The organism is Streptomyces corallincola, from assembly GCF_019104725.1.
GTDB lineage: Bacteria > Actinomycetota > Actinomycetes > Streptomycetales > Streptomycetaceae > Streptomyces > Streptomyces corallincola.
The window spans coordinates 109,247-136,237 of sequence record NZ_JAHRXF010000005.1; the positions used below are offsets into that span (position 1 = coordinate 109,247).

General features: G+C 72.5%; 17 protein-coding genes. 7 read left to right on the forward strand and 10 right to left on the reverse strand.

Features of this window, described 5'->3' with window-relative positions:
• Positions 1–153 precede the first annotated feature (153 nt).
• The gene (locus KUM39_RS05965) at positions 154–2,826 is read right to left on the reverse strand and encodes a beta-glucosidase family protein (RefSeq protein WP_217784331.1); all 2,673 of its coding nucleotides are present in this window, start codon (positions 2,824–2,826) and stop codon (positions 154–156) included.
• A 218-nt stretch (positions 2,827–3,044) separates the two neighbouring features.
• On the opposite strand from KUM39_RS05965, the gene KUM39_RS05970 reads away from it, so the two are divergent.
• Complete coding sequence (locus KUM39_RS05970; protein WP_372455710.1) at positions 3,045–3,707, forward strand: TetR/AcrR family transcriptional regulator; 663 nt, start codon at positions 3,045–3,047, stop codon at positions 3,705–3,707.
• Positions 3,708–4,323: 616 nt separating this feature from the next.
• A complete protein-coding gene (locus tag KUM39_RS05975; protein WP_217784332.1) occupies positions 4,324–4,974 on the forward strand; it encodes a hypothetical protein in 651 nt (216 codons plus the stop codon).
• Positions 4,975–5,012: 38 nt separating this feature from the next.
• On the opposite strand, the gene KUM39_RS05980 is transcribed toward KUM39_RS05975, so the two are convergent.
• The gene (locus tag KUM39_RS05980) at positions 5,013–5,600 is read right to left on the reverse strand and encodes a sigma-70 family RNA polymerase sigma factor (RefSeq protein WP_246619663.1); all 588 of its coding nucleotides are present in this window, start codon (positions 5,598–5,600) and stop codon (positions 5,013–5,015) included.
• A 250-nt stretch (positions 5,601–5,850) separates the two neighbouring features.
• On the opposite strand from KUM39_RS05980, the gene KUM39_RS05985 reads away from it, so the two are divergent.
• The 3 genes from KUM39_RS05985 to fumC all read left to right on the forward strand — a co-directional run bounded on the left by KUM39_RS05985 (position 5,851) and on the right by fumC (position 8,806).
• Positions 5,851–6,606 (forward strand): YoaK family protein, encoded by a 756-nt coding sequence (locus KUM39_RS05985; RefSeq protein ID WP_217784333.1) that lies wholly within the window; start codon positions 5,851–5,853, stop codon positions 6,604–6,606.
• A 398-nt stretch (positions 6,607–7,004) separates the two neighbouring features.
• A complete protein-coding gene (locus KUM39_RS05990; RefSeq protein ID WP_217784334.1) occupies positions 7,005–7,343 on the forward strand; it encodes a hypothetical protein in 339 nt (112 codons plus the stop codon).
• Entirely contained in the window at positions 7,340–8,806 is a 1,467-nt protein-coding gene (fumC, locus tag KUM39_RS05995) for a class II fumarate hydratase (RefSeq protein ID WP_217784335.1), read from the forward strand. Before KUM39_RS05990 ends, fumC begins: the two co-directional genes overlap by 4 nt.
• A 165-nt stretch (positions 8,807–8,971) precedes the next feature.
• Here fumC and KUM39_RS06000 read toward each other — a convergent pair whose 3' ends face one another.
• On the reverse strand, positions 8,972–9,898 hold the full coding sequence (locus tag KUM39_RS06000) for a hypothetical protein (RefSeq protein ID WP_217784336.1): 927 nt from the start codon (positions 9,896–9,898) through the stop codon (positions 8,972–8,974).
• Positions 9,899–10,091: 193 nt separating this feature from the next.
• Here KUM39_RS06000 and KUM39_RS06005 point away from each other — a divergent pair, with 193 nt between their 5' ends.
• The gene (locus KUM39_RS06005; protein WP_217784337.1) at positions 10,092–12,164 is read left to right on the forward strand and encodes a SpoIIE family protein phosphatase; all 2,073 of its coding nucleotides are present in this window, start codon (positions 10,092–10,094) and stop codon (positions 12,162–12,164) included.
• Between the two features lie 68 nt (positions 12,165–12,232).
• Here the strand turns inward: KUM39_RS06005 and KUM39_RS06010 are convergent, their stop codons facing one another.
• Positions 12,233–16,324 carry a discoidin domain-containing protein gene (locus tag KUM39_RS06010; RefSeq protein ID WP_217784338.1) on the reverse strand — a complete coding sequence of 1,364 codons (4,092 nt, stop codon included), beginning with the start codon at positions 16,322–16,324 and terminating at the stop codon, positions 12,233–12,235.
• Between the two features lie 463 nt (positions 16,325–16,787).
• Here KUM39_RS06010 and KUM39_RS06015 point away from each other — a divergent pair, with 463 nt between their 5' ends.
• Positions 16,788–17,885 carry a hypothetical protein gene (locus tag KUM39_RS06015; RefSeq protein ID WP_217784339.1) on the forward strand — a complete coding sequence of 366 codons (1,098 nt, stop codon included), beginning with the start codon at positions 16,788–16,790 and terminating at the stop codon, positions 17,883–17,885.
• 77 nt (positions 17,886–17,962) lie between these two features.
• Here the strand turns inward: KUM39_RS06015 and KUM39_RS06020 are convergent, their stop codons facing one another.
• From KUM39_RS06020 to KUM39_RS06045, 6 genes are all read right to left on the reverse strand, one after another.
• A complete protein-coding gene (locus KUM39_RS06020) occupies positions 17,963–18,823 on the reverse strand; it encodes an alpha/beta hydrolase (RefSeq protein WP_217784340.1) in 861 nt (286 codons plus the stop codon).
• A gap of 980 nt (positions 18,824–19,803) precedes the next feature.
• Positions 19,804–20,604 carry an ABC transporter permease gene (locus KUM39_RS06025; RefSeq protein WP_217784341.1) on the reverse strand — a complete coding sequence of 267 codons (801 nt, stop codon included), beginning with the start codon at positions 20,602–20,604 and terminating at the stop codon, positions 19,804–19,806.
• Complete coding sequence (locus tag KUM39_RS06030) at positions 20,601–21,614, reverse strand: ATP-binding cassette domain-containing protein (protein ID WP_246619664.1); 1,014 nt, start codon at positions 21,612–21,614, stop codon at positions 20,601–20,603. The genes KUM39_RS06025 and KUM39_RS06030 overlap by 4 nt, the downstream gene beginning before the upstream one ends.
• Positions 21,615–21,821: 207 nt before the next feature.
• Positions 21,822–22,664 (reverse strand): DUF4097 family beta strand repeat-containing protein, encoded by an 843-nt coding sequence (locus KUM39_RS06035; RefSeq protein ID WP_217784342.1) that lies wholly within the window; start codon positions 22,662–22,664, stop codon positions 21,822–21,824.
• 124 nt (positions 22,665–22,788) lie between these two features.
• Positions 22,789–23,334 (reverse strand): hypothetical protein, encoded by a 546-nt coding sequence (locus tag KUM39_RS06040; protein ID WP_217784343.1) that lies wholly within the window; start codon positions 23,332–23,334, stop codon positions 22,789–22,791.
• A 394-nt stretch (positions 23,335–23,728) separates the two neighbouring features.
• Complete coding sequence (locus KUM39_RS06045) at positions 23,729–26,752, reverse strand: S8 family serine peptidase (protein ID WP_308288048.1); 3,024 nt, start codon at positions 26,750–26,752, stop codon at positions 23,729–23,731.
• Positions 26,753–26,991: the final 239 nt, after the last annotated feature.

The following is a 26,991-nucleotide window of genomic DNA, read 5'->3' on the forward strand; positions in this document are numbered from 1 at the left end:
ACGTGGGGGTGCTCCGGCCGGCTCGCCGTGGAACTGGGGAGGTCGGCGGGCCGGCCGGGGTTCGAAGGGGTGGTGCACTCGGGCCGCCCGGCCGTGCGGGACCGGAGACGGGCGCCCTCGCGGCGTCGGGGCCGTGGGAGGAAGGGCGCGGCGTCACTCCCGGTCGTGCGGGGAGGGGACGACGGGCCGTACGACGAGACGGGGGAGGCGGTCCGCGTCCCCGGCGGTGACGGTGGCCTCCAGATCGAGGGCGAGCCGCAGATCACGGCTGGACCGGCCGATCCGCAGCCGGTGCCGGCCCGGCCGGGTGCGCCAGGCGCCGGAGCACTCGTCCCACTCCTGGAACGCGCGCAGCGGCAGGGTCAGCGAGGCCGTGACCCGCTCGTCCGGCTCCGCCGCGACCACCGCGAACCCGGCGAGCACCCGGAGCGGCCGGTCGCCCGGCACCGCACCGGCGACCCTCTCCTCGGGCCCCTCCAGATATGCCTGGACGACCTCGCGGCCCGCCCGCGCACCGGTGTTGGCCAGCGTCACGGTGACGGTGGGGCCGCCCCCGCTCGCCGGACTCGGCAACTCCGCGGGCACCGACACCTCACCGGCGACCGCGCCCTCGTAGGACCACGTGGTCCAGCCCAGGCCGTGGCCGAACGGGAACGCGGGCCCGGTGCCCGCGCGGTCGTAGGCGCGGTGGCCGATCAGCCTGCCCTCGGTGTAGTCCACGATCCCGTCCACCGGGACGGCGTGCGGCACCGGCACGTCCTCGCGGCGCGCGGGCAGCGTCCAGGGCAGCCGCCCGGTGGGTTCCGCGCGCCCGAGCAGTACGTCCGCGAGCGCGTGCCCGGCCTCCTGGCCCGGCAGCCACGCCCACAGCAGCGCGGGCACCGTGTCCGCCCACGGCAGCAGCAGCGGCGCGCCCGCGTTGACGACGACGACCGTGCGCGGGTTCGCGGCGGTCACCGCGCGCACCAACCGGTGCTGCTGTTCGGTCAGTTCGAGGTCCGGGCGGTCCCAGCCCTCGGACTCGGTCTCCTCGTCGGTGCCGATCACGACCACCGCCACGTCCGAGCGTTCCGCCAGCGCGACCGCCTCCGCGATCTCCTCCTCCACGGACGGGCCGGGCGGCTGGTGGCGCAGGTGCGCGGTGACGAACCTGCCGTACCCGGCGCCGTCCACCACCCTCATGTCGATGCGCAGGTCCAGCACCACGGGCTCGCCGTCCACCCGCACCCGGTGGCGGTGCGGTACGGGATGGCTGTGACTGGAGTCGAGGACCAGCTCGACGCCCCGGTCGTCGTCGCCCCGGTGCACGGTCTCGCCGTCCAGCGCCATGTCGAACCGCCCGCACGAGCCCAACTGAAGTTCGTGCGTGCCTGGTTCGGCCAGCGTGATGCGCGCGGTGACCACCACCCGCTCCGCGCCCTTGGGCACCGCGCCGAAACCGCTGAACTTGCCCGTGCGCCGCACCTCGGTGCCGACGACATCGCCGGTGCGGTCCAAGTACGTGGCGTGCAGGCCGTGTTCACCGCTGCCGGGCACGGTGATCCGGCCCAGCTCGATGAACGGCGCGTATCTGCGGGCCGAGCAGCCCCGGTGCACGGCGAGCGGCACCGCCTCCGGCAGCGCGGCCCGCAGCCCCGCCTCGAAGGACACCGTGCGCACGGCGGGCACGAACGCGCTGCCGCCGCCCTGGAGATACGGCTGCACGGCGTTCGGGCCGATCAGCGCGACACCGCCGAGCCCCGCCGCGTCCAGCGGGAGCAGCCCGGGCTCGTCCCGGAGCAGCACCATGCCGCGTACGGCCACCTCGCGCAGCAGCGCGAAGTCGGCCTCGCCGACCGGGTGTCGCGCGTGCCCGGGCAGCGGGGGAGGGGGCGCGTCCGGCGCCCAGGGCTCGGTGAGCCTGCCGACCCGGTGGGCCAGCCGCATCAGCCGCAGCACCTTGTCGTCCACCACCGCCTCGGCCACCTCGCCCGCGCGGACCGCCCGCACCAGCGCGTCGCCCCACGGCCCGTCGGGGCCGGGCATCACGAGGTCCAGTCCGGCGTTCGCGGTGGGCGCGGTGGTACGGGCGGCGGCCCAGTCGCTGATCACCGCGCCGTCGTAGCCCCACTCGCGCTTGAGCACCCCGGTCAGCAGCCGCCGGTGCTCCAGCAGCGGGGCGTCCTCCACGCCGTCGTCCACCCCGGAGTAGGCGCCCATCACGCTCCACGGCCCCGCGTCCGCGAGGGCCTGCTCGAACGGGGCGAGGTAGACCTCGCGCAGCGTGCGGGCGTCGATCCGGGCCCGGTAGCGGGTGCGGTCGGTCTCGGAGTCGTTGGCGACGAAGTGCTTCAGACAGGCCGCGACCCCCTCCGCCTGGAGCCCGCGCGCGAGTGCCGCGCCGAGCGTGCCGGTGAGCAGCGGGTCCTCGGAGACGTACTCGAAGTGCCGGCCCGCGACCGGGGTGCGCTGGAGGTTGACCAGCGGGGCGAGGACCACGTCCACGTCCTTGCGCCGGGCCTCCTCGGCGAACAGCCCGCCGAGCCGCTCCGCGAGCGCGGTGTCCCAGGTGGCACCGACCGCGCTCGGCGCCGGGGCGAGCAGCCCCGACTCCGACTTCTCGCCGCCGGTGCCGCGTACGCCCTGGGGTCCGTCGGAGGTGACCACCGGGTGCAGTCCGAGCCGGGGTTCGGCGGGCAGCGCCCACAGGGTGGCGCCGGTCAGCAGCCGGACCTTGGCGGGCAGGTCCAGGGCGGCGATCAGCCCGGCCCAGCGGGTCTCGTCAGCGGATGCGGCGCCGGGCGGTTCCCCGTCCGTGGCGACGGCGGCTGGCGACAGCGAAGACATGCGGGTCCTTGGGTGCTCGGCAGCGGTGCTACGGGGTGACGCGGCGGTGCTACGGGGGAGACGCGGGGGCTGCCGCGCGGGAGACGCGGGGGTTCCAGCGCGACGTGGCCGTCATGAAAGCACACCCACTGAACACTTAGTAAGTGGTCTGCATCACAAGGATGCAGGGGGTGGAAGATCATCGCTCCGGGGGTGCGGGGGCCGCGTATGGTGGGCGGGTGACCGACCAGTCAGTAGGTGGTTCGCCGAGCGGCACCGCCGGGGGCTCCAGGCCCCGCGGGCGCGCGGCGGCACCCCGCGTCCCCCGCAGCCCCGAGGCGCGCCGACGCCAGCAGGACATCCTGCGCATCGCGATGGACGCCTTCGCCGCCCGTGGCTACAACAACGCCTCGCTCGCGGAGATCGCGGACCGGGTGGGCCTCACCCAGGCGGGCGTCCTGCACTACTTCCGCTCCAAGTCGCTGCTGCTCACCAGCGTGCTCGAACTGCGCGACGAGACCGACATCGAACAGCTCGGCACGGAGCGGCCGCACGGCCTGGAGTTCCTGCGCCATCTGGTGGACACCGCCCGGCGCAACGCCGAACGCGAGGGCATCGTCCGGCTCTACGCCGTGCTCTCCGCCGAGTCGGTCACCGACGACCACCCGGCCCAGGTCTACTTCCGCGACCGGTACGCGGGCCTGCGTGCCTTCGTCACCGACGCGGTCACCGAGGCGTGCGGCCTGGACGCCTCCGACATCCGCGCCCGCACCGCCGCCAACGCGGTCATCGCCGTCATGGACGGACTCCAGGTCCAGTGGCTGTTGGAACCCGGCGCGGTGGACATGACCGCCTCCACCGGACTGGTGATCGACTCGATCCTGGCGGGCCTGCGGCGATAGCACACCGGGCGGCCACCCGAGCGGCCCGCACCCGGTCGTCCGCGCACGCGGCCGAGGCGTCATGGGCCGGGTCCGCACCCGGCGCGGGCCCGTGGCGTCCGGCCTGAGCCGCCGGACGCCACGGACCGGCCGCGCCCCCGCCCGAGCCCGAGCCCGGCCGATACGACCGCCGCCGGTCACCGGCACCCCCACAGGGCCGATGACCGGCGACGATCCGCGCCGCGGACCGGTGTCCGCGCGCGCGCCTCGGGAAGGTCCGTTGTTCCCGGCGCCCCCCGTGAGGTCCCGCCCCGGTGCGCGGTCCGCGGGCGTCCTCGTCCGACGGGTGCCGGAGAACGGCTGTCGTGATCCGTTCCGCCTGCCACACGTGCGCGGGGCCGGGCGGAGTTCAACTCCGTCACGAGGACCGGTCGGCCACCTCCGGACGGCAGGGCGGTGCGGTAGCCCGCCCATGAGATGCGCGTAGGCGGCCTTCGGTTCGGCGGATCATGGTCAAGATTCGGTAGAGACACGCGGCGCGCCGCCTGGACACTGAACATTCCGCGCGCCCCGTTCCGTGTCCTACGAGGAATGCGGAACACGTCCGGTCCGGGGCGAGACGGAGGCAGCAGGCGTGATGACGGGGTACATCGAGCGTCCCGGAGACCGGTGCGCGGTCCGGACCGCCAAACCGTTCCGTCTCGACGTCCCGGACAGCTGGGGCCCGGTGGACTCGTGCGGCACGGCGTTCGAGAAGTCCCGCGCCCGCGTGCTGGCCGCGACGGACGATCCGGGGGAACGGGCGCGCATCGTCGCCCTGTTCCGGCTGGGCGAGGAAGTGGTGCGCACGGCGCGCGAGCACGGCGATCTGCTCGCGGCGGGCACGGCGTCCCGCTCGGTGCACGGGCTGTTCATGGCGTACGGCGCGGTCTTCGAAGTGACCGCTCCCGAGGGCCAGTCGGCGGCGATCTCCGCGCTCTCGGCGCGCCTCGGGGTGCGTGCGGACCCCGGTGCCGTGCCCGAGGACCGGGTCGTGACGTGGGTGGACGTGCCGTGGGTCGGACGGGCCGTGCGGATCACCGCCACGGAGGCGGCCCCGGCGCCCGCTGCCCCGGACACCCGGCTGCTGACGATGCACACGATGATGCCGGTGCCGGGCGTGCCCGGCAGCTACTTCGTCGTGACCCTCGTCAGTCCCAACCTGGCCATGCGCAACGGCATCTACGACCTGTTCGACGCGATCACCAGTACGTTCCGCTACCCGGCCGGACTGGACACCCGGCCGTGAGGCTCCCGACGTCCGGGCAGGCGACCCGGACAGCGTTGTCAGGAAGCCAGGACAGCGTTGTCGGTGGCCCGGCGGACGACGCGCCGACCGGGCGCCTTGGCGCGCAGACTGTTGAGCGCGTAGTGCTGCCGGGACTTCACCGTCCCGGTGGGGATGCCCAGGATGCGGGCGGTCTCCTGCACGGTGCGGTCGCACAGGTAGGTGTGCAGCAGCACCTCGCGGTGCTCCCGCGACAGATCCCGCAGCAGCGCGGCGGCCTCGACCGAGGCGAGTACGGAGTCCGAGTGGTCCGGCAGCGTGGCGTCCCGGTCCTCGGTGCCGACGGTCTCGCGGCGGGCGGTCGCGGTGCGCATGCGGTCGATGACGAGGTTGCGGGTGACCGTGAGGAGCCAGCCGCGCACCGACCCCTCGGTGCTGTACAGCCGCTCGGCGTGCGGCCAGGCCCGGATGAGGGTCTCCTGGACGATGTCCTCGGCCATGTGGCGGTCGTTGAGCAGCTTCTCCGCGTAGGCGAGCAGCGCCTTCTCGTGCTCCGCGATCAGGGTGTGGAGTAACTGCTTCTGCTGAGCCGGAGCCGGAGCCGGAGCCGGAGCCGGAGCGGTGGCGGTGGCGGTGGTCATGGTCATCCTCGGGTTTCCTGAGGGGGAGGGACTGCGGGAGGGGCGGGCATCCGTGCCGCGCTCGCCCCCCGTGGCCGAGTGCGGCGGCACCACGCGGCGTGAGCGTAGACAGGGCGCTCTTCCGAAACGCTGACGCTTTACTGACCACCGCGCTTACTGCGCGAAAGTGCCCGACACCCCTTCGCCGCAAGGCCGTTGATCTCCCGCCGGGCGTTCCGGCCGCTCCGGAGTTACGATGGCTGACCTTGAGTCACCGATGACGACGACGAGCCCCCGGGGGGACATCGTGGAGCAGCAGGTGCAGGCGAAGGCCGGGAGCCCCGGACGGTCCCTGCGGATCGCCGTGGTGCTGCTGGTGGCCGCGTCCGGCGGGGTGGAGGCCGTCTCCTTCCTCGCGCTGGACAAGGTCTTCGCCGGTGTCATGACCAGCAACCTCGCCCTGCTCGGCATGGCCGCGGGCCGCGCCGAGGGCGCCGGGGTGAAGGCGGCGGTGCTCGCCCTCGGCGGGTTCGCCGTCGGTGTGCTGGTGGTCGCCCTGCTCACCCGCGGCTGTGCCGCCCTCACCACCCGCTGGCCGCGCCGGGTCATGCTCGTCCTCTGCGTGGACGGTCTGCTGCTCGCCGCCGGGGCCCTCGTCTGGGGGCTCACCGGAGGAGCGCCCGGCCCGGTCACCCGTGACATCCTCCAGTGCGGGGCCGCACTGGTCATGGGCTCCCAGTCCGCCGCGATGGTCGCCGCCGGACGCGCCGCCGCCCCGACCACCTACCTCACCGGCACCCTGGCCACCTTCATCACCAAGGGCGTCGGCACCGGCCGCCCCGGTGTCTGGGTGCCGCTGCGCTTCGTCGGCCTCATCGCGGGCGCCGCCCTCTCCGCCGGGCTCCTCAAGCACGCGCCCGCCTGGGCCGCGTTCCCGCCGGTCGTCCTCATCCTGGCCGCGATCACGACGGCCTGCGTCCCCCTGCTGAAGCCCCCGGCGGCAGCGGAGGCCACCGCGTCACAGCCCTCGTAACCCGGCCGTCCGCGCGGTCTCCCGGCGCGGTGCGCCGCCTCCACCCGAACGCCACGTGCCGGATGCCGTGTCCGCTCGGCTCGGGCAGGTTGGGCCTGGCGGCGGCCGGGCGACCGGCCGGAGACGGAGGAGGGCGGCCAGATGGTGCTCAGCGGTCCGTACGCCGCTCAGTGGCGGAGCCAGTCACATGACGGATGTGTGCTCTGTCCGTTTTCTCCACAGTGGAGGACGAACGCGCGACCGCTGACCTCCTCGGTACGACATCGGGCGCGAGGTCACCCCGGCGCGGCAGTGGCGCCGCCGGGGCACACTCCCGGTCCGGTGAGGAGCGGTCGGCCCGCGCGAGCACGGGCCGGCGCACTCGTGCCGGCCCGTGCGGAGCCCACGAGGAGTCCGACATGACAGAGGGCACCGAGCACCCCCCGGCCGTCCCGGGCCTCCCGAGCGACCCGCCGCCGAGCCACGGCATCGGGTTCACGGAGGCCGAGCGGAAGAAGCCGGGGCGGGCCGGACGGCTGCCCGCCGACGTCATCACCCGGAGCGCGGACCGTGCCCTCGTCCCCACCGGCACCCCGGTGGACCCGGCCGAGGAGCCGGGGAAGTCGTCCGTCACCGCCGCCGCAGGCACCGCGACCGCCGAGGGCGTCGCGGAGAACCGGCCCGCCCACCCGGCACACGCGGTCCGTGACCGCGTGCGGGAGCCCGGCCACCAGCACAAGGAGCGTGTGACGGCATGACCCCCCGCGACACCGACAGCAACGCGCCTACGATCCGGGACGTACCCATCGGTATCGACGCGACCGGCACCCGCCGCGAGACCGACTCGATGGGCGCCATCGACGTGCCCGCCGACCGCTACTGGGGCGCCCAGACCCAGCGCAGCCTGGCCCACTTCTCCATCGGCGACGACCACATGCCCAAGGCGGTCTACCACGCGTACGGGCACGTCAAGAGGGCGGCGGCGATCGTCAACGGCCGCGCCGGACGGCTCCCCGCCTGGCAGGCCGAGCTGATCGCCCGCGTCGCGCGGGAGGTCGTCGCGGGCGAGCTGGACGACCACTTCCCGCTGTACGTCTGGCAGACCGGCTCGGGCACGCAGTCCAACATGAACACCAACGAGGTCATCGGCAACCGGGCCGTCCAGCTCGCCGGGGGCACCCTCGGCAGCAAGACCCCCGTGCATCCCAACGACCACGTCAACATGGGGCAGTCGTCCAACGACACCTTCCCCACCGCCATGCACATCGCCGCCGTACAGGCCGTGCACGAGCGGGTGCTGCCCAGCGTCCGCGCCCTCCAGCGGGCCATCGCGGACAAGGCCGAGCGGTGGCGTGAGGTGGTGAAGATCGGGCGGACCCACCTGGAGGACGCCGTACCCCTCACCGTCGGCCAGGAATGGTCCGGCTACGCACGCCAGTTGGAGCAGGCCGCCGAACGGGTCGCGGACAGTGCCGAGGGGCTGCTCGAACTGGCGATGGGCGGCACCGCCGTCGGTACCGGCCTCAACGCCCCCGAGGGCTTCGCCGAACAGGTCGCGGACGAGATCGCCCGCGCCACCGGCTACTCCTTCACCACCGCGCGCAACAAGTTCGCCGCACAGGGCGGCCTGGACGCGATGGTCGGCGCCTCCGCCGGGCTGCGGGCGCTGGCCGTCCCGCTGATGAAGATCGCCAACGACATCCGCTGGCTCGCCTCCGGACCGCGCTGCGGCCTCGGTGAACTCGTCCTGCCGTCCAACGAACCGGGCTCCTCGATCATGCCGGGCAAGGTCAACCCGACCCAGTGCGAGGCCCTGGTCATGGTGTGCGTCCAGGTGCTCTCCGAGGACCAGGCCATCGCCTTCGCCGGTTCCCAGGGCAACTTCGAACTGAACGCGATGCGTCCGGTCGTCGTGAACAACTTCCTGCACATGGCGGCGATCCTGGCCGACGCCTGCGACAGGTTCCGCGAATTCTGCGTCGAGGGCGTGGAGTTGAACCGGGAACGGATCGAGGAGTACGTCAACCGCTCGCTGATGCTCGTCACCGCCCTGTCCCCGGCCATCGGCTACGACAAGGCGTCCGCCATCGCGCACAAGGCGAACGACGAGGGCACCACACTCAGGGAGGCCGCGCTCGCCACCGGATACGTCGGCGCGGCGGAGTTCGACCGGATCGTCGAACCCGCCGCGATGACCGGCCTCACCCCGCACCACGCCTGAGCGGCCATGACACCCCGAGCCGCCCACAAGGCCACCCCGCCCGGTCCCGATGCTCGCCGGGACCGGGCGGGGGCCCGGACACCCTCCGCCCCGCGGCGGCGGGTAGGTGGGCGTGTTCCGGAAGTACCGCCCTCCGGGCGGACGGCGCTACTTCCGCAGCATGCTCTAGCTGAAGCGGATCGAGGCGATCCGGTTGTCGAAGCCGATCGTGCTCAGGTCCCGGATGTCACCGTTGACCACGGCCGACCTGCCGGTGCAGTTCGGGCCGTCCCAGATCTTCACGGTGCCGTCGGTCTTCAGCGACGAGGCGACCGTGGGGCGGAAGACCTTCTCGCAGCTCTGGGCGCCGGAGACCGCCTGCGAGCCGTTGTCCGCGAAGTTCTTGTCGTCGAACAGCTGCACCCGCGTGCCCGGCTTGCCCCCAGGGGCAGCCGCCTCGCCGCCGGCCGCCGCCTGGCCCGCCTTGCCGCCGTTCGGCGTCACACCGAACCACGTACCGCCCACGCCCTGGCCGTTGGTGTCACCCGGCTTCAGGTCCTTGCTGAAGCGGTACACCGGCCAGCCGCCGATGGTCACCTGGAGACGGCCGTCGTCCCGCTTGACCACACCGACGTCCTTCTTCGCCACACCCTTGATGAAGATCTTGCCGTGCGGCGCGACCACCAGCGGCGGCCAGGTCGTGGCGCACGCGTCGTTGCAGTTGGACTTCGACGGGTTCGCCGTGTCCTTGTCGAACCGGTACAGCGTGAAACCGGCGCCGTTGAGCACCACCGGGTTCAGCGCGCCCGCCTTCGCGGCCACCAGGCCCACCCACTTGGCGCCCGCCGGAGTGGTCTGCTTGCCCGGCTGGTTCACGAAGTCGCCCGTGTTCCGCGGGGCGTTGTTGGACTGCGCGGTCCCGCTCATCAGGCTCAGATCGGCCTGGGCGGCCATCCGGTTGACCGCGTCCCCGGCGGCCGTACCGCCCGCCGTCGCGGTGGCGGGGGCGGAAGCAGCCGGGGCGCCGCTGTCGTCCGACGGCCCGCACGCGGTCAGCGACAGCGCGGCTACGGCGGCGGTGGCGGCGAGGATTCCGGCCTGCTTGATACGCATCTTGACTCCTGGTCTCCGGCGGCCCCGTCCATCGGGGCGTCGTCACCAGGCACACGGCGACCGGACCGCGATCAGGTCTCCCAGTGACCGTTCCGAGACACAAACAGGTTTCCCACGTGACAACCCTCACCGCCCCCGCACACCCGACACCTCCCCGAGACCTCAGCCACCCGGCCAGGAACGGAGCGACCACGTGACCGGCACGACCCCGAAGCCCCCGCACGACTCCTCCGTCCTGCGCTGGGCGTTCGAGCAGAGCCCCACCCTGCTCATGGTCTTCGACACCGCGGGCCGCCTGCTCCGCCTCAACGACGCCGCCGTACAGACCCTCGGCCGCCCCGCCGAGGACGCCGTCGGCAAACGCCTCACCGAACTCCTCCCCGGCCCCGAGTACGAGGACGCCCAGCGGCGCATCGACAAGGTCGTCACCACCGGCGACTCCGACTACGCCGAACTCACCCTGCGCCTGCCCGGCGAGACCTGGGCCCACGACTGGGCCGTCAGCACCTTCCCGCTCACCGACGGCGGCTCCGGCGTCCGCGCCGTCGGCATGGTCGTCCGCGACTACGCCCAGCTCCAGGGCGCCCGCGAACGCCTCGAACTCCTCAACGAGTCCCGCAGCCGCATCGGCGAGAGCCTGGAGGTCACCGGCACCGCCCGCGAACTCGCCGACGTCACCGTCCCCCGCTTCGCCGACGTCGTCGCCGTGGACCTCTTCGAAGCCGTGCTGCGCGGCGACCAGCCCGACCCCGTCCCGGCGGGACCCGTCCTCCTGCACCGCGCGGTGCACCGCTCCGTACGCGGCGCCGACGAACGCACCACCGCCGGACTGGTCCACCAGTACCCCGGCAGCTCCGTCGCCGCCCGCTGCCTGGCCACCGGCCGCGCCGAACTGTACGACCCCGCGCCCGCCGACGCCGTACGCCAGCTCATCGGCGTCACCCCCAGCGGCGGCCGACCGCGCTACTCCCTGATCGTCGCCCCCGTCCGCGCGCGCGGCACCGTCCTCGGCCTGACCTGGCTGCTCCGCGACACCACCGTGCGGCGCGCCTTCACCCCCGACGACCTGTCCGTGGTGGAGAACCTGCTCGGCCGGGTCGCCGTCTGCCTCGACAACGCCCGCCGCTACACCCGCGAACGCGGCATCGCGCTCACCCTCCAGCGCAGCATGCTCCCCGCGGCCCCGCCCCAGCACATCGCCGCCGAGACCGCCATGCGCTACCTCCCGGCGGGCGGCGGCGCGGGCGCCTGCGGCGACTGGTTCGACGTCATCCCGCTGCCCGGCGCCCGCGTCGGACTCGTCGTCGGCGACGTCGTCGGCCACGGCGTGCACGCCTCCGCCGCGATGGGCCGACTGCGCACCGCCGTCCGCACCCTCGCCGACATCGACCTGCCCCCCGACGAACTCCTCGCCCGCCTCGACGCCATCGTCACCCACTCGGGACCCGACCGCTGCGACAGCGACGACAACAGCGGCCAGATCCCCGGCGACATCGGCGCCACCTGCCTCTACGCCGTCTACGACCCCGTCGCCCGCACCCTCGCCGTCTCCCGCGCCGGACACCCCCCGCCCGTCCTCGTCACCCCCGACGGCTCCGCGCAGATCATCGACGTCCCCGCCGGACCGCCCCTCGGCCTGGGCAGCCTGCTGTTCGAGACCACCGAACTCGCCCTGCCCGACGGCAGCCTGCTCGCCCTCTTCACCGACGGCCTCTTCGAAGGACGCGGCCTCGACCCCGACGAACGCCTCGACCAGCTCGGCCACGCCCTGGCCGCACCCGCCGCCTCCCTGGAGGACCTGTCCGACCGGGTGGTCAAGGCGATGGCACTGGAGACCCAGGCCGACGACATCGCGCTGCTGCTCGCCCGCGTCCAGGGCCTGGACCGCGCCCAGGTGGCCAGCTGGGACTTCCGCGCCGACCCGGCCGTCGTCGCCGAGGCCCGGCTGCGGGCCTGCCGGAAACTCGTGGACTGGGGTCTGGAGGACGCCATGTTCACCACCGAACTCGTGGTCAGCGAACTCGTCACCAACGCCATCACCCACGCCTCCGGACCCGTCCGCCTCCGCCTCATCAAGGACCGCTCCTCGCTGATCTGCGAGGTCTCCGACTCCACCAGCACCGCCCCCCAGGTCCGCCGCGCCCGCCTCTCCGACGAGGACGGCCGGGGCCTGATGCTCGTCGCCCAGCTCACCGAACGCTGGGGCACCCGCAACACCTCGGGCGGCAAGACCATCTGGACCGAACAGCCCCTCACCGGCGACTGACGACGGAAAGCCCCCGGACTCCGGCCGAGAGGAACGGAGTTCGGGGGCATGCCCGCACGGGGCCGCGCTCAGCCGTGCATCAGCGTCCGCGGGCTGTTGTACGCCTCGGCGGTCAGCACCGGGTGCCGGGTGCCGCACGCCTCCGCCGGCCAGGACAGCCGGACCGTACGCGACTCACCCGGCAGCAGCCACAGGTAGTTGTCGCTGTACAGCGTCGGCAGCACCCGGCGCCCGCGGGCGTCCTGGAGCAGCGACAGCCGCACCATCGCCGCCACCGACGTACCCGTGTTGCGGATCGTCGCCGTCAGCTCCTGCCGCTCGCCCGAGCGGGACACGTGCGTGACCGCACCGGCCAGCCTGGTCTGCTTCGCCTTGCTCAGACCCTGCATGTCGGCGGGCTTGCGGTACCGCCAGTACGTGTTGCGGGACACCTCACGGCCGCCCGCGTCCGTCAGCGTCAGCCGCAGCAGGTGCAGCGTCGGCAGCGCGTCCGTCCAGCCCGCCGTGAACGCCTTCGCGGTCGTCGCCCGCTCGACGTCCACCTTGGCCGTACGGGCCTTGCCCAGCTCCTTGCCCGACAGGTCGTACAACCGCGCGGTGACCGTCGCGCCCCGCAGGTCCGCCGAGGTGTGGTTCACCGCGATGACCTGCCAGTTGACCGGGTCGGCCTGCACGTGCAGCGGCTCGCACGCCGAACGGGCGCCGTAGTACACGCCGTTGACGTCGAAGTCGTAGTCGTACGTCTGCCAGACCGTGGAGTGCCACGCCGGGTGGGACATCCACAGCATCAGACCCGAGGCGTTGTCCCACAGGTTCTGGTTCCACGCCTCGAACATCGCGCGGGTGTTCTCGTAGTTGACGAACTGCGCCTTGCGGGCGAAGTCGTCCAGGCCGCTCACCCCGCCGAGCCGCGCTTCGATGGCCGCCTTGTAGGTCTGCGGCGCCTGGTTCCCGCGCTCGCTCCAGTCGTGGTGGTACCACGCGCCCCTGATCGGCCACTCCGGCTCGTCACCCGTCATGTTCCGGGTGCTGGCCGCCGTGGAGACCACCGGCATGCCGATCTCGGTGTGGAAGCCGAAGTCCCGGCTGCCGTACGTCATCGGGTCGAAGTACTTCTCCGGCTCCACCCAGCTGTAGGGGCCGCCACCGGTGATGATGCCGCCCGCCGAGGTGTTCTGGTAGAGCAGGCCCGGCACCTGGTCCTCCACCGCCGCCCGCATGCCCTTGTCGATCGCGGCCGGGGGGTTGCCCTCGTTCGCGCCGCACCACACCACCACGCTCGGGTGGAGGCGGTAGCGCAGCACGGTGTCGCGCGCGAGGGAGTTGAACGCGTCGTGGTCCGGCGGGTCCATGCCCCACGCGTTCGGGAAGTCGTTCCACACCAGGATGCCGTGCCGGTCGCAGGCCGCGAAGAACTCCTCGCGGTCGCTGGAGCCGACCCAGTTGCGGATCATGGTGAAGTTCATGTCCCGGTGCATGCGCACCGCCGCGTCCATCCGCTCCGGCGGCATCCGGCGCAGCAGCTCGTCCCAGCCCCAGTTGCCGCCGCGCGCCAGCACGCGCACACCGTTGACCGAGATCTTCAGCGGTTCGGGCTCGTTGGAGACCGACTTGACGTCCGTCCACTTCTGCCCGTCGTCGGACACCTGGATCGTGTACGACTTCGGGTACGCTGACTCCCACACGACCGCGACCCGGTCGAAGGTGCGGGACGCGCCGAGGTCCACCGCGATCCACTGGTTGTCCGCGTACTCCGAGGACCAGCGGGTGTTCGGGTCGCCGTCGGTGGCGTTGGAGGCGGGCTTGTCCGACTCCTCGGTGGAGGCGGTCGCCTTCTGCCCGCGCGCCAGGTCGGTGCCGGGGTCGCTCCGGTCCACGACGCCGAACGACCACAGGGAGTTGCCCCAACTGGTGTTCCGCAGACCACAGTTGAGCCGGACGTAGCGCGCGGTCCGCTGGTCGAAGTCCTCGACTTGGAGACTGGCGTTGCCGTTGTTGAACGGCAGCGGGACCGCGCCGTTGTCCACCGACTTCACATCGGTCCAGTCCGAGCCGTTCGCCGAGACCTGCACGGTGAACGTCTTGGCGTACGCCTGCTCCCAGGTGAGGTCCACCCGGTCGAAGGACTGCGTCGAACCGAGATCGACGGAGATCCACTGGTCGTCCTCGTAGGCCGAGGACCAGCGGGTGTTCGCGTCGCCGTCGGTGGCGTTGCCCGGCCCGTTGCCGTCGTCGCCGGACGCGGTGGCCGACTGGTGCAGCGCGAGGTCCACCCCGGGCCGGGTGCTGTCCAGCACGGACAGCGTCCACAGCGAGCTGCCCCAGCCGGTGGCGCGGGTCAGGCAGCGGATGCGCACGTACCGGGCCTGCTGCCGGTCGAAGTCCACCGTCTGGGTGTACGCGTTGCCGGAGGCAGCGAACTTCAGCGGCACGTCGAACTCGTAGCCGAACTGGCGGATGCCGAACCGGGTGGTGCGGCGGTCGCTCTCCTGGCCGCCGACCGTCGCGGTGAGCGTCAGCTCGTGCAGGTTGGCGTCACCGAGACCGTTGGGCCACCACAACTTCGGCTTGTTCAGCTTCAGTTCGCGGAAGGCGTCCGGCGCGAACACCACGTCCAGGCTCTCGCCCGCCTTCACGGTGACCGTCTTCGACACCTTCACGCCGTCGAACGCGGCGGTGACGGTGGCCTGCTGGTCGGCGCTGTCGGCGTTGCGCACCGGGACGACCACGGTGACCTCGGCCACCGACACGTCCGGCAGCTTGGGCAGCACGGTGTCCACACGCGGGTCGCCGATCACCACGTGCCCGGTCGATCTCAGCCGCACGTGGTTCCAGATCCCGGCCGCGCGGTCACGCACGGCGGGCATCCAGTCCCAGCCCGAAGAGGCCAGGTACGTGGGCGAGTTGAGGTTCATCTGGTTGGCGCCCGCGTCCACCCAGGAGTCCCCGACGGGCCCCTTGTCGCCGGGGCTGCCGGGCACCGGCATCGGCGTGATCCGCACCGCCAGGGCGTTGTCACCGCTCGCCGCGAGCTGCTTGGTCACATCGAAGGCGGCCCGCGCGAACGGGTACGTCAGGTCACCGACCCGGGTGCCGTTCAGCCACACGTCCGCCTTGTGGTTGACGCCGTCGAACTCCAGCCAGACATGGCGTCCGGCACCGGTGCGCAGCCCGCGCGGCAGCGCGAAGTCCCGCTTGTACCACCAGGAGTGGCGTGACAGCGCCTCCGGAATACGCAGGTTGTTCAGGCCCGCGACCGGGTCGGGCAGCTTGCCCTCCGTCACCAGCGAGCCCAGCACCGTACCGGGCACGACCGCGGGCAGCCAGCGGCTCGTGTCGTACGACGGCTTCGACAGCGCGGCGCCCTCGGCACCGGCCCAGTCGTCCATCGTCAGCCGCCAGCCCGACTCCACGGGCACGGTGCCGTCACCGGCGACCGTCAGCTTGGGCGCGGGGGTGCGGTCCACACCCCAGTCGGTCCAGCCGGTGACCGCCGGGCGGGCGGCGCCCTTGGCGCTGCCGTACACCTCGAAGCCGTTGAGGCCCAGCGGCAGCGGGCTGGACCGCTTCTGCGAGGTCATCCGTACGTACCGCGCGCCGACCGGGCGGGTGAGCTGGACGTCCACCACACCGCCGGTGCCCGCGGTGGTGCGGTACGCGGTCGTCCAGGTCTTCTTGTCCAGCGACGTCTCGACCGTGAAGACCAGCGAGTAACTCGACTGGATCTCCTTGCCGGTGGTGCCGCTGTGCACGTTGCCCGTGGTCGGCGGGGTGTAGACCGGGTCGGAGGCGTCCGCCTCGAAGGTCAGCCTGACCCGGGTGACCTCGCAGGCGCTCTGCAGGTCCACGGATATCCACTGCGGGTCGCCGTCCTCGGCACGCCAGCCGCTGCCCCGCACACCGGCGGAGGTCAGGCGGTCCACGACGAACGAGCCGGGGGTGGCGGCGTAGGCGGTCGAGGAGACCGACACCGGTCGGTACAGGGCCAGTTCGCCGGGGGTGGCGGACGGGCCGGTGGTGCTGGTGGAGCCGGTGGGGGCGGCTGCGGCGGTCGCCGCGGGCAGCACGGTGTTCAGGCCGAAACCGGCCAGCAGCGTGGTGCCCGTGGTGACGACGGTCCGGCGCGACGGGTGGCGCGGCGGACCCGACTTCTCTGTCATGTGTGTGACGTCCCATCAAACAGCGGCGCAAGCCGAGCCGGCTCCGGGCGTCCCGTGCCCCGGCCGAAATGACAACGTTGCCAAAGGCTGTGGTGTACGACGCCGCATGTCAACCCCTCTGGGGGTGATCGTCCTGGTGCGCTCGGTGTCCGAAACCCGCCGCCCGGTACGGCGTTCGGGCCGCCCTCCGGCCGGGCGTGGCATTGGCGAACGCGGGAAGGGGGCGGGGGCCGGTCCGACCGCTTTGGCCGACTCGGGTGTCCTGCGCGGGAATCGGCGGTGATGCGCGGGGTTGGGTACGGCGCCCGCGCGTCGGATTCCTGTCATGCCGATTTCCGCCAGCGGCAGGCGTCGCGGCGGGACCCGGCGGCCGTGAAGAGTGTGCCCACCGCGAACTCACGACCTCTGTAGGGACGTTATGAAGAGATCCGTAAGACTCCGTACCGCGGCCGTTTCCCTGGCGATGACCGCGGGACTGCTGGCCCTGCCCGTCCAGGCGCACGCCGCGGCCTCGGACGGACTCACCCGCGCGCAGGCCCAGACCCTCATCGACGAGTTCGAGGCCCGGCCGGTGCCGCCGACCTCACCGGCCGCGCGGTTGCAGAAGCGACTGGCCGAGGACGGCGACCCCGCCGACGTGATCGACCCCGCGGACTACCGCTGCGACACCAACACCCCGGTACGGAACTGGCTGGCCGACTCCCGCGCCGACTGGACCGCGTCCGACCAGAGCGCCGGTGACCTCTTCCTCCAGGTCGTGCTGCTCGACAGCGTGCTGTTCCCGGACGCCCACAGCAAGGACTTCGGCCCGCACGGCGAGTTCACCAAGGCGGTCAACAAGAGCTTCACCGGCCTCGGCAGGTTCTGGGACATCGACCCGTCCCGCATATCCGTCGTGGCCATGCACTCCGACGTGCTGCGGGACCCGGCCGGTATCGCGCGGGTCTTCGAGGAGGCGTTCGGCGTCGAGGAGAGCGCCGCCCTCCAGTTCGGCGAGGCCCTCGCCACCATCGCCGACCAGGACAAGTTCGACCACGGCGACCACCCGTACTTCACGTTCAACGCCTTCGCCATCAACGGGCTCGACCTCGGCGACGGCCGCAGCATCCCGCCGGAGATCATCATGGGCGACGGCGTGCTCCAGGGCTTCAAGGCCGTCGGTCTCGACGACGTCGCCCCCGCCTCGATCGTCGCCCATGAGTACGGACACCATGTCCAGTACCAGCGCGACCTGTTCGACTCCCCGCTCACCGGCCCCGAGGCCAGCCGCCGCACCGAGCTGATGGCCGACTCCTTCGCCGGTTACTACCTCACCCACGTCCGGGGCGCCCACCTCGGCTGGAACCGGGTGCGCGACTTCCAGAAGGTCTTCTTCCAGCTCGGTGACTGCTCCTTCGCCGCCGCCTCCCACCACGGCACCCCGGAACAGCGCCTGCACGCGGCCCAGTACGGATTCACCCTCGCGGAACTCGCCTTCCCGCGCGGCCAGGTGATGCCGACGACGAAGTTCGCGGCGAAGTTCGAGCGGGTGCTGCCGCTGCTGGTGGCGCCGAACGCGTGAGGGACCGTACGGCCCCGGACACCGAAGGGGGTGGCGTGCGCCGACGGCGCACGCCACCCCTGGTGCGATCCGGCGCGCTACTTCACGGAGTTGGCGGCCTGCGTGATGGTCTTGGTCACGGCGGCCGGGTCGGAGACCAGGGTGAGGTGCGAACCGCCCTTGTAGTCGGTGACCTTGGAGCCGGCCCGCTTGGCCATCATGTGCTCGGACTCGGGCGTGATGATCTGGTCGCCGCTGCTGATGAAGTACCAGGACGGGATCGTCTTCCACGCCTCGTACTTCGAAGGCGTGTTGAAGGCGACGGTGGTCGCGGCCCGCTGCGTGGCCCAGAGGTTGACCGCCTGGTCACGGGGGACGCTGGAGGCGAACTTGTCCAGGAACACGTTCTCCTTGAGGTAGAGGTTGGACGCGTTGGCCGGGGCGCCGGGGTACGACACCATGTCGTACAGCGCGGAGGGCGAGCCCGAGAGGGCGGAGGTCTTGCCGCTGAGCTGGCCGGTGGTCTCGCCGACGGCCGGGGCGGCGGCATCGACGTACACGAGCGCCTTGACGTTGCTGACGCCGTTCGCCGCGTTGGTGATCACGGAGCCGCCGTAGGAGTGCCCCACGAGGACGATCGGGCCCTTGATGCTCTTGAGGAAGCCCTGGACGGTCTGCGCGTCGGTGGTCAGGTTCAGGAGCGGGTTGGCTATCGACCGCACCGGGTATCCGGCGGCCCGCAGCAGCTTGACCTCACCGTCCCAGCTCGACGTGCCCGCCCACGCGCCGTGCACGAGGACCACCGTCGGCTTGGGCTTACCCGACGGCGACGGCGCGTGCGGATGCCCGGCGGTGACCGCGCCGCTCTGTGCGCCGGTCGCCACGAGCGCGGTGACTGCGATCGTGGTCACCGCCAGAGTGGCCGGGACCGTCCGCCGACGAGCACTGAAGATCTTCATGAGGAGCCTCCTGGCTGGAACACACCTGTAGGGGTCATTTCCGGACGTAGCTCTTATGCACGCTGCATCACCGTGTATGCCCCCAATCCAACACAGAACGCTAATCCACCATTCCCGGCTCGGCATTTCGGCAAGAAGTGATCGAAGGCCGGGCAGCCGGGGTAAGTGGATGGGTTCGGGGGAGTGTTGGGAGCCCGGAAACCCCCTGGACGCCTTCTCCCACCGGCCTTTCGCACGGCGCCTTGTGCGATTCTCCAGACCGCCGCGCCGGGCGGGTCATTTCCTGTAAGTCGGGACAGCTCCGCATGGTTCCGGAGCGGAACCGTTCCGGCGTCGCACGCGGAGATCACCAAGCGTCACGCAGGAGTTGCGGGCCACGGGTCCGGAGGGTAGGGCTCGGGCGCCGGGTGCCTGCCGTGGCACGCACCACCACGCCGGACCACTGAACACGCCCACCAAGGACCGCCCCCGCGACGGAACATGACGGTGCGTCGGATACGGGGAGCGTGCGCCGCGCACGGGCACCGGTATCGCTGCGGGCGGCCGCCGAAGCGCGCGGCGATGTACCGCCGGTCCTGGTTGTCGCCCTCGGCCGCTTTCCGTGTCCCCGGAGACGGGTAATACATCCGAACAGTTGTAAACAAGTGCGCCAGAGCTGCCGCGCCCTCCTGGAAACCATCCGGTTGGTTGCATGGGAATGCTTCCTTCACCGCTCGTACGCTGCTCAACGCACCCGCCGACGCCGACGCCGACGCCGACGCTGAGGAAGGCGGCTGCCCGCCAACTGGGACGGCTGGCCGGGCGCCGCTGTCCGTCTGGTGGACGTGCTGTGGGGAGTCGCACTCGGCGCGCTCCGCGGGAAGTAGCCGCGGCGAGCCGAACGGCAGAACCCGCGCCGAGACGCCCCGCACCATTCGATGCGGGGCGTGACTCCGGCCGGGGCACGGCATGTTGGGGTCGGGCGGGGCGGAACCGGTGGCTCAGCGCTTCGTCGTCGTGTGGAACAGCGACCGTGCCCACACGTACCCCACCACCCCGATCCCCGCGCACCACGCGAGGGAGATCCACCAGGCGCTGCCGACCGGGGAGCCCGTCAGCAGGCCGCGCAGGGTCTCGGTCATGGGGGTGAAGGGCTGGTGCCGGGCGAACCAGCGGAGGCCGGAGGGCATCGTGGAGGTGGGGACGAAGGTGGAGCCGAGGAAGGGGAGGAACTGGATGAGGAGGGGCTTGTTGGAGGCGGACTCGACCGTCCGGGAGATCAGACCGAGCGCCGCCGACAGCCAGGCCACCGCGAAGGCGATGGCCGCGAGCAGCCCCGCCGCCGCCAGCCACTCCAGCGGCCCCGCGCCGGACCGGAAGCCGAGGGCCAGCGCGACCCCGACCACCAGGAGGAGGCCCGCCAGTGTCTGTACGACGCTCCCGACGACATGCCCCGTCAGGAACGACGACCGGCTGATGTTCATCGTGCGGAAGCGGTTCACGACCCCCTCCGTCATGTCGGAGCACACCGCGATCGACGTGGACATCGCCCCGGCCGCGACCCCCATCACGATCACTCCGGGCGTCAGGTACTCCAGGTACCCCGCACGCCCCCCGTCCTGCCCCGAGCCCGCGCCGACCCCCGCCCCCAGCGCACCGCCGAACGCGTACACGAACAGCAGCAGCATCAGGATCGGCAGCAGCGCGGGCCCCAGGGACACGCTCGGGTACCGGACCGCGTGCCGCAGATTGCGCCGCAGCATCGTCATCGAGTCGTGCACGGTGTAACCGAGAGTGCTCATCGCTGGTTCTCCTCTGCCGGGTGAAGTGCGGTGTCCGCGCCCCGGCCGGTCAGGGCCAGGAACACGTCGTCCAGGTCGGGCGTGTGCACGGAGAAGCCGGTGGCCCGCACCCCGGCCGTGTCGAGCCGGGCGAGCAGGGCGCGCAGCGCGTCCAGGCCGCCGTCGCCCGCGACCCGCAGCGCCAGGTTCTCGTCGTCCCGCGCCGCCCCGGCGAACACCTCCGCCGCCCGCTCGTACGCCGCCGGGTCGTCGAACCGCAGCCGTACGTGGGCGCCGGGGATGCGCGCCTTCAACTCCTCGGCGGTGCCCTCCGCGACGATCCGGCCGCCGTCGAGCACGGCGATCCGGTCGGCCAACTGGTCGGCCTCCTCCAGGTATTGAGTGGTGAGGAAGACCGTCGTACCGCCCGCGACCAGCGAACGCACCGTCTCCCACATCGTGCGGCGGCTGCGCGGGTCCAGCCCGGTCGTCGGCTCGTCCAGGAAGATCACCTCCGGCCGCCCGACCAGCGTCATCGCCAGGTCGAGCCGCCGCCGCATCCCCCCGGAGAAGGTCGCCGCCCGCTGCCCGGCCACGTCCGCGATCTCGAACCGCTCCAGCAACTCCCTTGTGCGGGAACGCCCTTCCCGCTTGCCGAGGCGCAGCAGGTCGGCCATCAGGAGCAGGTTCTCCTCGGCGGTGAGCAGGTTGTCCAGCGCCGCGAACTGGCCGGTGACACCGATCGCGGCCCGTACCCCGTCCGGCGCGGTGTCCACGTCGTGGCCCGCGACCGACGCCCGCCCGCCGTCGGCGGCGACGAGCGTGGACAGGATGTGCACGGTCGTGGTCTTCCCGGCGCCGTTCGGACCGAGCAGCGCGAACACGGTCCCGGCCGGGATGTGCAGGTCGATACCGTCCAGCACGGTCTTGTCGCCGTACGACTTGCGCAGTCCGGTGACGGTGACGGCGGCGGGCGGACGGGGGCCGCCACCACCGCCCTGACGCGGCATGGGCATGACAGAAGAAGGCATGGCGTTCTCCCGATCCATGAGAGGGGTGAGGTGAAGTGATTTGCTCTTGACGGTGGTTGGGGTGGGGGAGGGGCCTGCCCGGAGGCGGTGCCACGGCTCGGCCGTCGCCATCTGCCCGTAGGCGGCACTACGGCTCGGCCGTGAACCCCCGGCGCGGAGGCGTTGCCACGGCTCGGCCGTGAACCCCTGCCCGAGACGCGGTACGTCTCAGCCGCGAGCGCGCCGTACGTCGATGTTGCCCCAGCTGGTGCGCGCGTGTACCCGCACGCTGCCCTCGCTCTGTTCCGGCGCCCCCGACGCGGTGAGCGTGTTGCGCACCTGCCCGCGCGTCGAGCTGACGTCCAGCCAGGCGGCGACCCCCTCGCGGACGCCGACCTCGATGGAACCGTTGGAGGTCTTCAACTCCACCGTGCCGGAGACGACTTCGGTGACCCGGAGGTGCCCGTGGGTCGTGGTGCCGAGCACCGACGACTCGGCGCGCGCCACGTCGATGCCGCCGTTGGCCCCGCTCACCCGCAGCTCACCCGTCACCGCGCCGACGGACGTGCTGCCGTGGGAGTTCTTCAGCACGGCCGGGCCGTCCACCGTACCGACGCGGATGTTGCCCGTGCTGGAGGTGATCTCGGCCGCGCCCTCGACCCGCTCGACGCTCACCGAGCCGTGGGAGACGGTCAGTTGGAGCGGTCCGGTCGTCTCGAAGCGCATGTCGCCGGACGTCGTCTTCCCCCGCACCTCACCGAGCGGCCCCTCGCCGACCACTTGGGCCCACGAGCCGCTCACCTCGACGGCCGACCCGGCGGGCAGGTCCACCGTGACGTCCACGGTGCCGGTCCGGCCGAACAGCCCGGCCTTGGGCGTCCGCACGGTCAGGACGCCGTTCGTGTACGACACCTCGGTCTGGTCGGCGGCCCGTACGTCCTGGTCGCGCTTCGGGTCGCGCGGCAGCGCCGTCACGACGGTGTCGGCGCGGTCGGCCGCCGCGAAGCGGATGGAACCGGCGTACACCTGGGCGTTGACCGAGACCGGTCCGGGGGTGGTGAAAGCAGGCATGGCTGTACCGTCCTCTTGACTCGTGGGTACGTTCCCGCAGGTGGGACGTGGTGTGGATGAACTGGTACGCGTACGGGGGCGGGGCGGACGAGATGTCGGTACGTCCAACCCCGGCGGACCGGCGCTAGCGCACCCAGCCCGTGAAGCTCTGGCCGACCGTCTGGGTGCGTTCCGGGGTGCGCGGGCGGCCTCCGCCGTCCACCGCCGCCGAGACGGCCCGCACCAGCCAGGCGTTGACCGACAGCCCCTCGCGGCCCGCCGCCTCCTCGGCGCGCGCCTTCAGGTGGGCCGGGAGCCGCAGGTTCACGCGGGCGGTCCCGCCCTCGTCGCCCTCGGCGGTCACCGGCGCGGCCGGTGCCTCGCCGGGTGCGACGCCCGGCGCCACGGCCGGTGCCTCAGCCGATGCCTCAGTGGTGCCACCCTCCACGGGGGGCGGTGTCACCACGAAGTCCGGGTCGAGACCCCGAAGCCGTACATCGACCGAACCCGGCGCGAGATCACGGGTGATCTCGTCCATCGCGGCGGAGAGCACGTTGAGCATGGTCAGCCGAGTCGCCGACTCCAGCGGAGCGGTGAGCCGCTCCGCCAACTCGCGTGCCTCCACGCCACCGGCCTCGGCGGCCACCGCCAACTCGCGGCGAAGGTTCTCGACATACGGGGTGAGGTCCATGCCGTCATAGTGGCACCACTTTGGCGCCACCTACAACCCCGAATGGCGCCATTTTTGGTGCCAGTCGGGCTCAATGCGCCCTGAGCTGCGGTGATGAGTCGAATCCGGGGTGTGCGAGGAGGTGTCGTACGGGACGTCGCGCCACCTCTGCGGGGGTGGATGGCACCGCAATGGCACCGCATGACACCACGCGGTACCACTACTGGCCCCACCCAGCTCCGCCCCGCTGCACTGCCCGCCCTCGCCCCGCCCGCCCTCGCCCCACCCGCTCTGCCCCGCCCTCCCCGCGCACGCCAAAACGCCGGGCGGAGCCGATCATCCCGACCGACCCCGCCCGGCACCCCGAGGCCCCCTGGGCCCCTCAACCAGCCAACCAACCGACCAACCCAGCAGGCTAGTTCAGACTCACCACCGTCCCCGCCCCGTTCGGATACTCCACCCACCCCGTGGTCCGAGCCCGCGTCCCCACGCCGGACCAGTCGGCCGTCAGGGTCACCGGAGTGCCCACCGCCCCCGAGGACCGTGCGGGACTCACCCGCAGCGAGCCCGGAGCCTCGGCCCCTCTGCCTCCCGCCGCCTTGCCCCCGACCACGTTCGACTGGAAGGTGAACGGCGTCGCCGAAGTCCCCGGCGCGTCCCCCAGCGTGACCACGGCGACCAGGTAGTCACCGCTCTCGGGATGCGGAAGGGAGACCACGGCGTCCGGAGTCGGCAGGACGACCTGAATCGCGGAGGTCCATTTCCCGCCCACCAACTTGCCTGCCACCAGAGCGACTTGGGCATCGGAGTCATCCGGCCGGGCGGTGAACTCCACCGCCTTCGCGCCCTTCGGCACCGGCACCGTGAAGTACCGCTCGGCGTCCGCGTCGGAAGACCCGTGGCTCGTCACCGAGCCCGGCACCGGCGCCGCCGAGACCGGGCCGTACGCCGTCGCGGTGAAGGGGCGTACGGCGGGCGTGACGGCGTAGGAGACCGTGCCGCGCGCGCCCGTACCGGTGACGCGTTCCGGGGCCCGCGCGCTGTGCGGGGTGAGGACGAACGGGCTGCGGACGGCCGTGCCCGCGCCGCGCCAGGTCAGGGCGCCGGAGACCGTACGGTCGGCCGGGGCGTCCCCGATGGCGAAGGTGACCGTGAACGTACGGCTCTCCCCGGCGTGTGCGAAGCGCAGGGTGGACGGGGACACCGTGACGCGCAGCCCGGCCGGGGCGCTGATCCGCGCGCGGTAGGTTCCGGCCCGTACCGCCGTGACCGTACGGGTGACCGTCTGGCTGCCGAGCAGGTCACCGACCGCGATGGACGGGTAGTTGAGGTCGCTGGGGTCGATCGGGGCGACCCCGGAACCGGTCCGCCTGCCCAGCCCCTCCAGGTAGGCCAGCCAGTCCCGCACACCGGAGTCGTAGACCAGACCCGGGTTCAGCATGGCGGGCGGGCTCACCTGGCCCGCGCCCTGGGCGAACACGTCCTTCGAGGGGCGGCCGTCGGCGCCCTTCGTCGCCGTGGCCGTCGTCATCAGCGCCGACTTGACCCGCATCGGGGACCACGTCGGATACCGGCCCAGATACAGCGCGGCCAGCCCGGATATGTGCGGGGTGGCCATCGAGGTGCCCGACTCGAAGGCGTACGCACGGCCGCCGTTGGTGGGCGGGGCCACCGCCGCGAGGATCGAGACGCCGGGCGCTGCCAGGTCGGGCTTGAGCACGTCACCGCCGGTGCTGTGCGAGGGGCCGCGCGAGGAGAAGCCCGCCACCTGCGGATACGCGATGCCGGAGCCGCCCGGCGCCAGCGTGGCGGTGGCGCCCGCCGTCGCCGCGTACGCGCGCACGGTGTCCGCCGCCGGGACGTTGAGGTGCACGGTCGGGATGCCGTGCAGGTCGGCGTCCATGCTGAGATCGTCCCGGTTGACGAGGACCATCCCGACGCCGCCCGCGCGTGCCACCTCGGCCGACTTCTCGGTGCGCGCGTTCACCCCCCGGTCGCACACCACCAACTTCCCTGCCACCAGCGCCGGTTCGAGCGTGCCGGTCCGGCAGAGCGCGGCGGAGGCGGCGTCCGCGCCCGCCGCCCGGACGTTCTCCGCGAGCACCAGCGGCTTCGGGCCGAGCGCGGCCGGGACCGTCGTGCTCACTCCGGTGTACCGCCGCCCGTCGCCGAGGACGACCGTTCCCGTGTACGGCGCGACGGTGGACGCGGCGACCGTCGTCACCCACGGCGAGGTGTTGTCCAGCGTCGCCGGGTCGGGGCCGTTGTTGCCCGCCGCCGCCGACACGAACACCCCGGCCGCCGCCGCGTTGCGGAACGCGGTCTGGATCGGGTCGTCGGCCTTCGACTCCACCGAGGAGCCCACCGAGTAGTTGATGACGTCCACGCCGTCCGCCGTGGCCTGGTCGATCGCCTGCACGATGTCGCTGGTCATCCCGCCGGACTGGGTGCCGTCCTTGCTCTCCCACAGCGCCTTGTACGCGGCGACCACCGCGCCCGGCGCCACCCCCGACACCCGGCCGAGGTCCCGGCCGTCCACCGTGACCGGCACGTTCGCACGGCCCGCCGCCGTGGACGCGGTGTGCGTGCCGTGGCCCTCGCCGTCGCGCGGCGAGACGTAGTCCGCGCGGTTCGCCTCGGGCACGGACTTCAGCCACGCCGTACCGAAGTAACGCGCGCTCACCACCTTCCGGTTGCACAGGTCGGCGGTGAACGACTCGCCCGTCTGGCAGACCCCGGTGAACGTACTGCCGTCCGCCTTGCGCATCACCGTCGCCGCGCCCGTACGGTACGGCCGGTACGGGTCGGAGGCGGGCGGTGGCGCCGTGCCCAGCGCGGGCGCGGCGAACGACGGGCTCTCCGGCCAGATCCCGGTGTCGATGTCCCCGATGACGACCCCCCTGCCCGCCGACGCGCTGCCGCCCAGCGCGGCCCACAGCCCGTCCCGGCCGGTCAGCCGCAGGAAGTCCGCCGAGTTCCGGTCGTCGGTGAGGTGGTGCAGCGTGTCCGGCACCACCGAGGTGACCCCGTGCGCCGCCGCCAGCCGCACCACCTGGGCGGCGGTCAGTGTCGCGGTGAAGGTGTCCGTGGTGACCGCGTAGTGCCGGACCGCCCGCGCCCCGACCGAGGCGGCCAGCCGGGACTGCCGGTCCTCCAGGTGCGCGCGGTAGCGCCGCGCGGCCGAACTGGCCACGTCCACCTTGCCGTTGCGGGCGGGGCGCGTCGCGGCGAAACCCGCCGTGCCGCCGTCGTACGTGACGAGGGGCGCCTCGGAGAGGGTGACGAGGTACTGCCCGGAGGCGGGCCGGGCCGCGCCCCCTCCGGTGGCCGCGTGGCCGGTGGCGGGCAGCGCGGCCAGCGCCAGCGCGGCCACGGCCACCGCCGTACCAGCCCTGCGGCCCCGGCCGCGGTGCGTGGATCTTCGTGACTGGGACGTCACGGATTCCTCCCCTTGGGATACGGGATGCTGCGTACGACATGCCGGACACACCGGACACGGGATACGGAGCGTGGAGTCGGACAGGGGTCGGCGAGCGCCGAACAGACCCTTTGGACACATCAGTTGAGTCAGGTGATGGAGACGCGCGGTACGGCAGCAGTGAACGTCGCGCGTACGGACCCCGTCCAGATAATCTCGTGGCGTCTTCGGCCACCGTGTCCGAAGACGCCAACCGCACC

What these genes read in the sequence shown, in the direction of transcription:
- KUM39_RS05965 (WP_217784331.1), bottom strand. Translation starts at nt 2,826, where the DNA reads ATGTCTTCGCTGTCGCCAGCCGCCGTCGCCACGGACGGGGAACCGCCC.
- KUM39_RS05975 (WP_217784332.1), top strand. Translation starts at nt 4,324, where the DNA reads ATGACGGGGTACATCGAGCGTCCCGGAGACCGGTGCGCGGTCCGGACC.
- KUM39_RS05980 (WP_246619663.1), bottom strand. Translation starts at nt 5,600, where the DNA reads ATGACCATGACCACCGCCACCGCCACCGCTCCGGCTCCGGCTCCGGCT.
- KUM39_RS05985 (WP_217784333.1), top strand. Translation starts at nt 5,851, where the DNA reads ATGACGACGACGAGCCCCCGGGGGGACATCGTGGAGCAGCAGGTGCAG.
- KUM39_RS05990 (WP_217784334.1), top strand. Translation starts at nt 7,005, where the DNA reads ATGACAGAGGGCACCGAGCACCCCCCGGCCGTCCCGGGCCTCCCGAGC.
- fumC (WP_217784335.1), top strand. Translation starts at nt 7,340, where the DNA reads ATGACCCCCCGCGACACCGACAGCAACGCGCCTACGATCCGGGACGTA.
- KUM39_RS06000 (WP_217784336.1), bottom strand. Translation starts at nt 9,898, where the DNA reads ATGCGTATCAAGCAGGCCGGAATCCTCGCCGCCACCGCCGCCGTAGCC.
- KUM39_RS06010 (WP_217784338.1), bottom strand. Translation starts at nt 16,324, where the DNA reads ATGACAGAGAAGTCGGGTCCGCCGCGCCACCCGTCGCGCCGGACCGTC.
- KUM39_RS06015 (WP_217784339.1), top strand. Translation starts at nt 16,788, where the DNA reads ATGACCGCGGGACTGCTGGCCCTGCCCGTCCAGGCGCACGCCGCGGCC.
- KUM39_RS06020 (WP_217784340.1), bottom strand. Translation starts at nt 18,823, where the DNA reads ATGAAGATCTTCAGTGCTCGTCGGCGGACGGTCCCGGCCACTCTGGCG.
- KUM39_RS06025 (WP_217784341.1), bottom strand. Translation starts at nt 20,604, where the DNA reads ATGAGCACTCTCGGTTACACCGTGCACGACTCGATGACGATGCTGCGG.
- KUM39_RS06030 (WP_246619664.1), bottom strand. Translation starts at nt 21,614, where the DNA reads ATGCCTTCTTCTGTCATGCCCATGCCGCGTCAGGGCGGTGGTGGCGGC.
- KUM39_RS06035 (WP_217784342.1), bottom strand. Translation starts at nt 22,664, where the DNA reads ATGCCTGCTTTCACCACCCCCGGACCGGTCTCGGTCAACGCCCAGGTG.
- KUM39_RS06040 (WP_217784343.1), bottom strand. Translation starts at nt 23,334, where the DNA reads ATGGACCTCACCCCGTATGTCGAGAACCTTCGCCGCGAGTTGGCGGTG.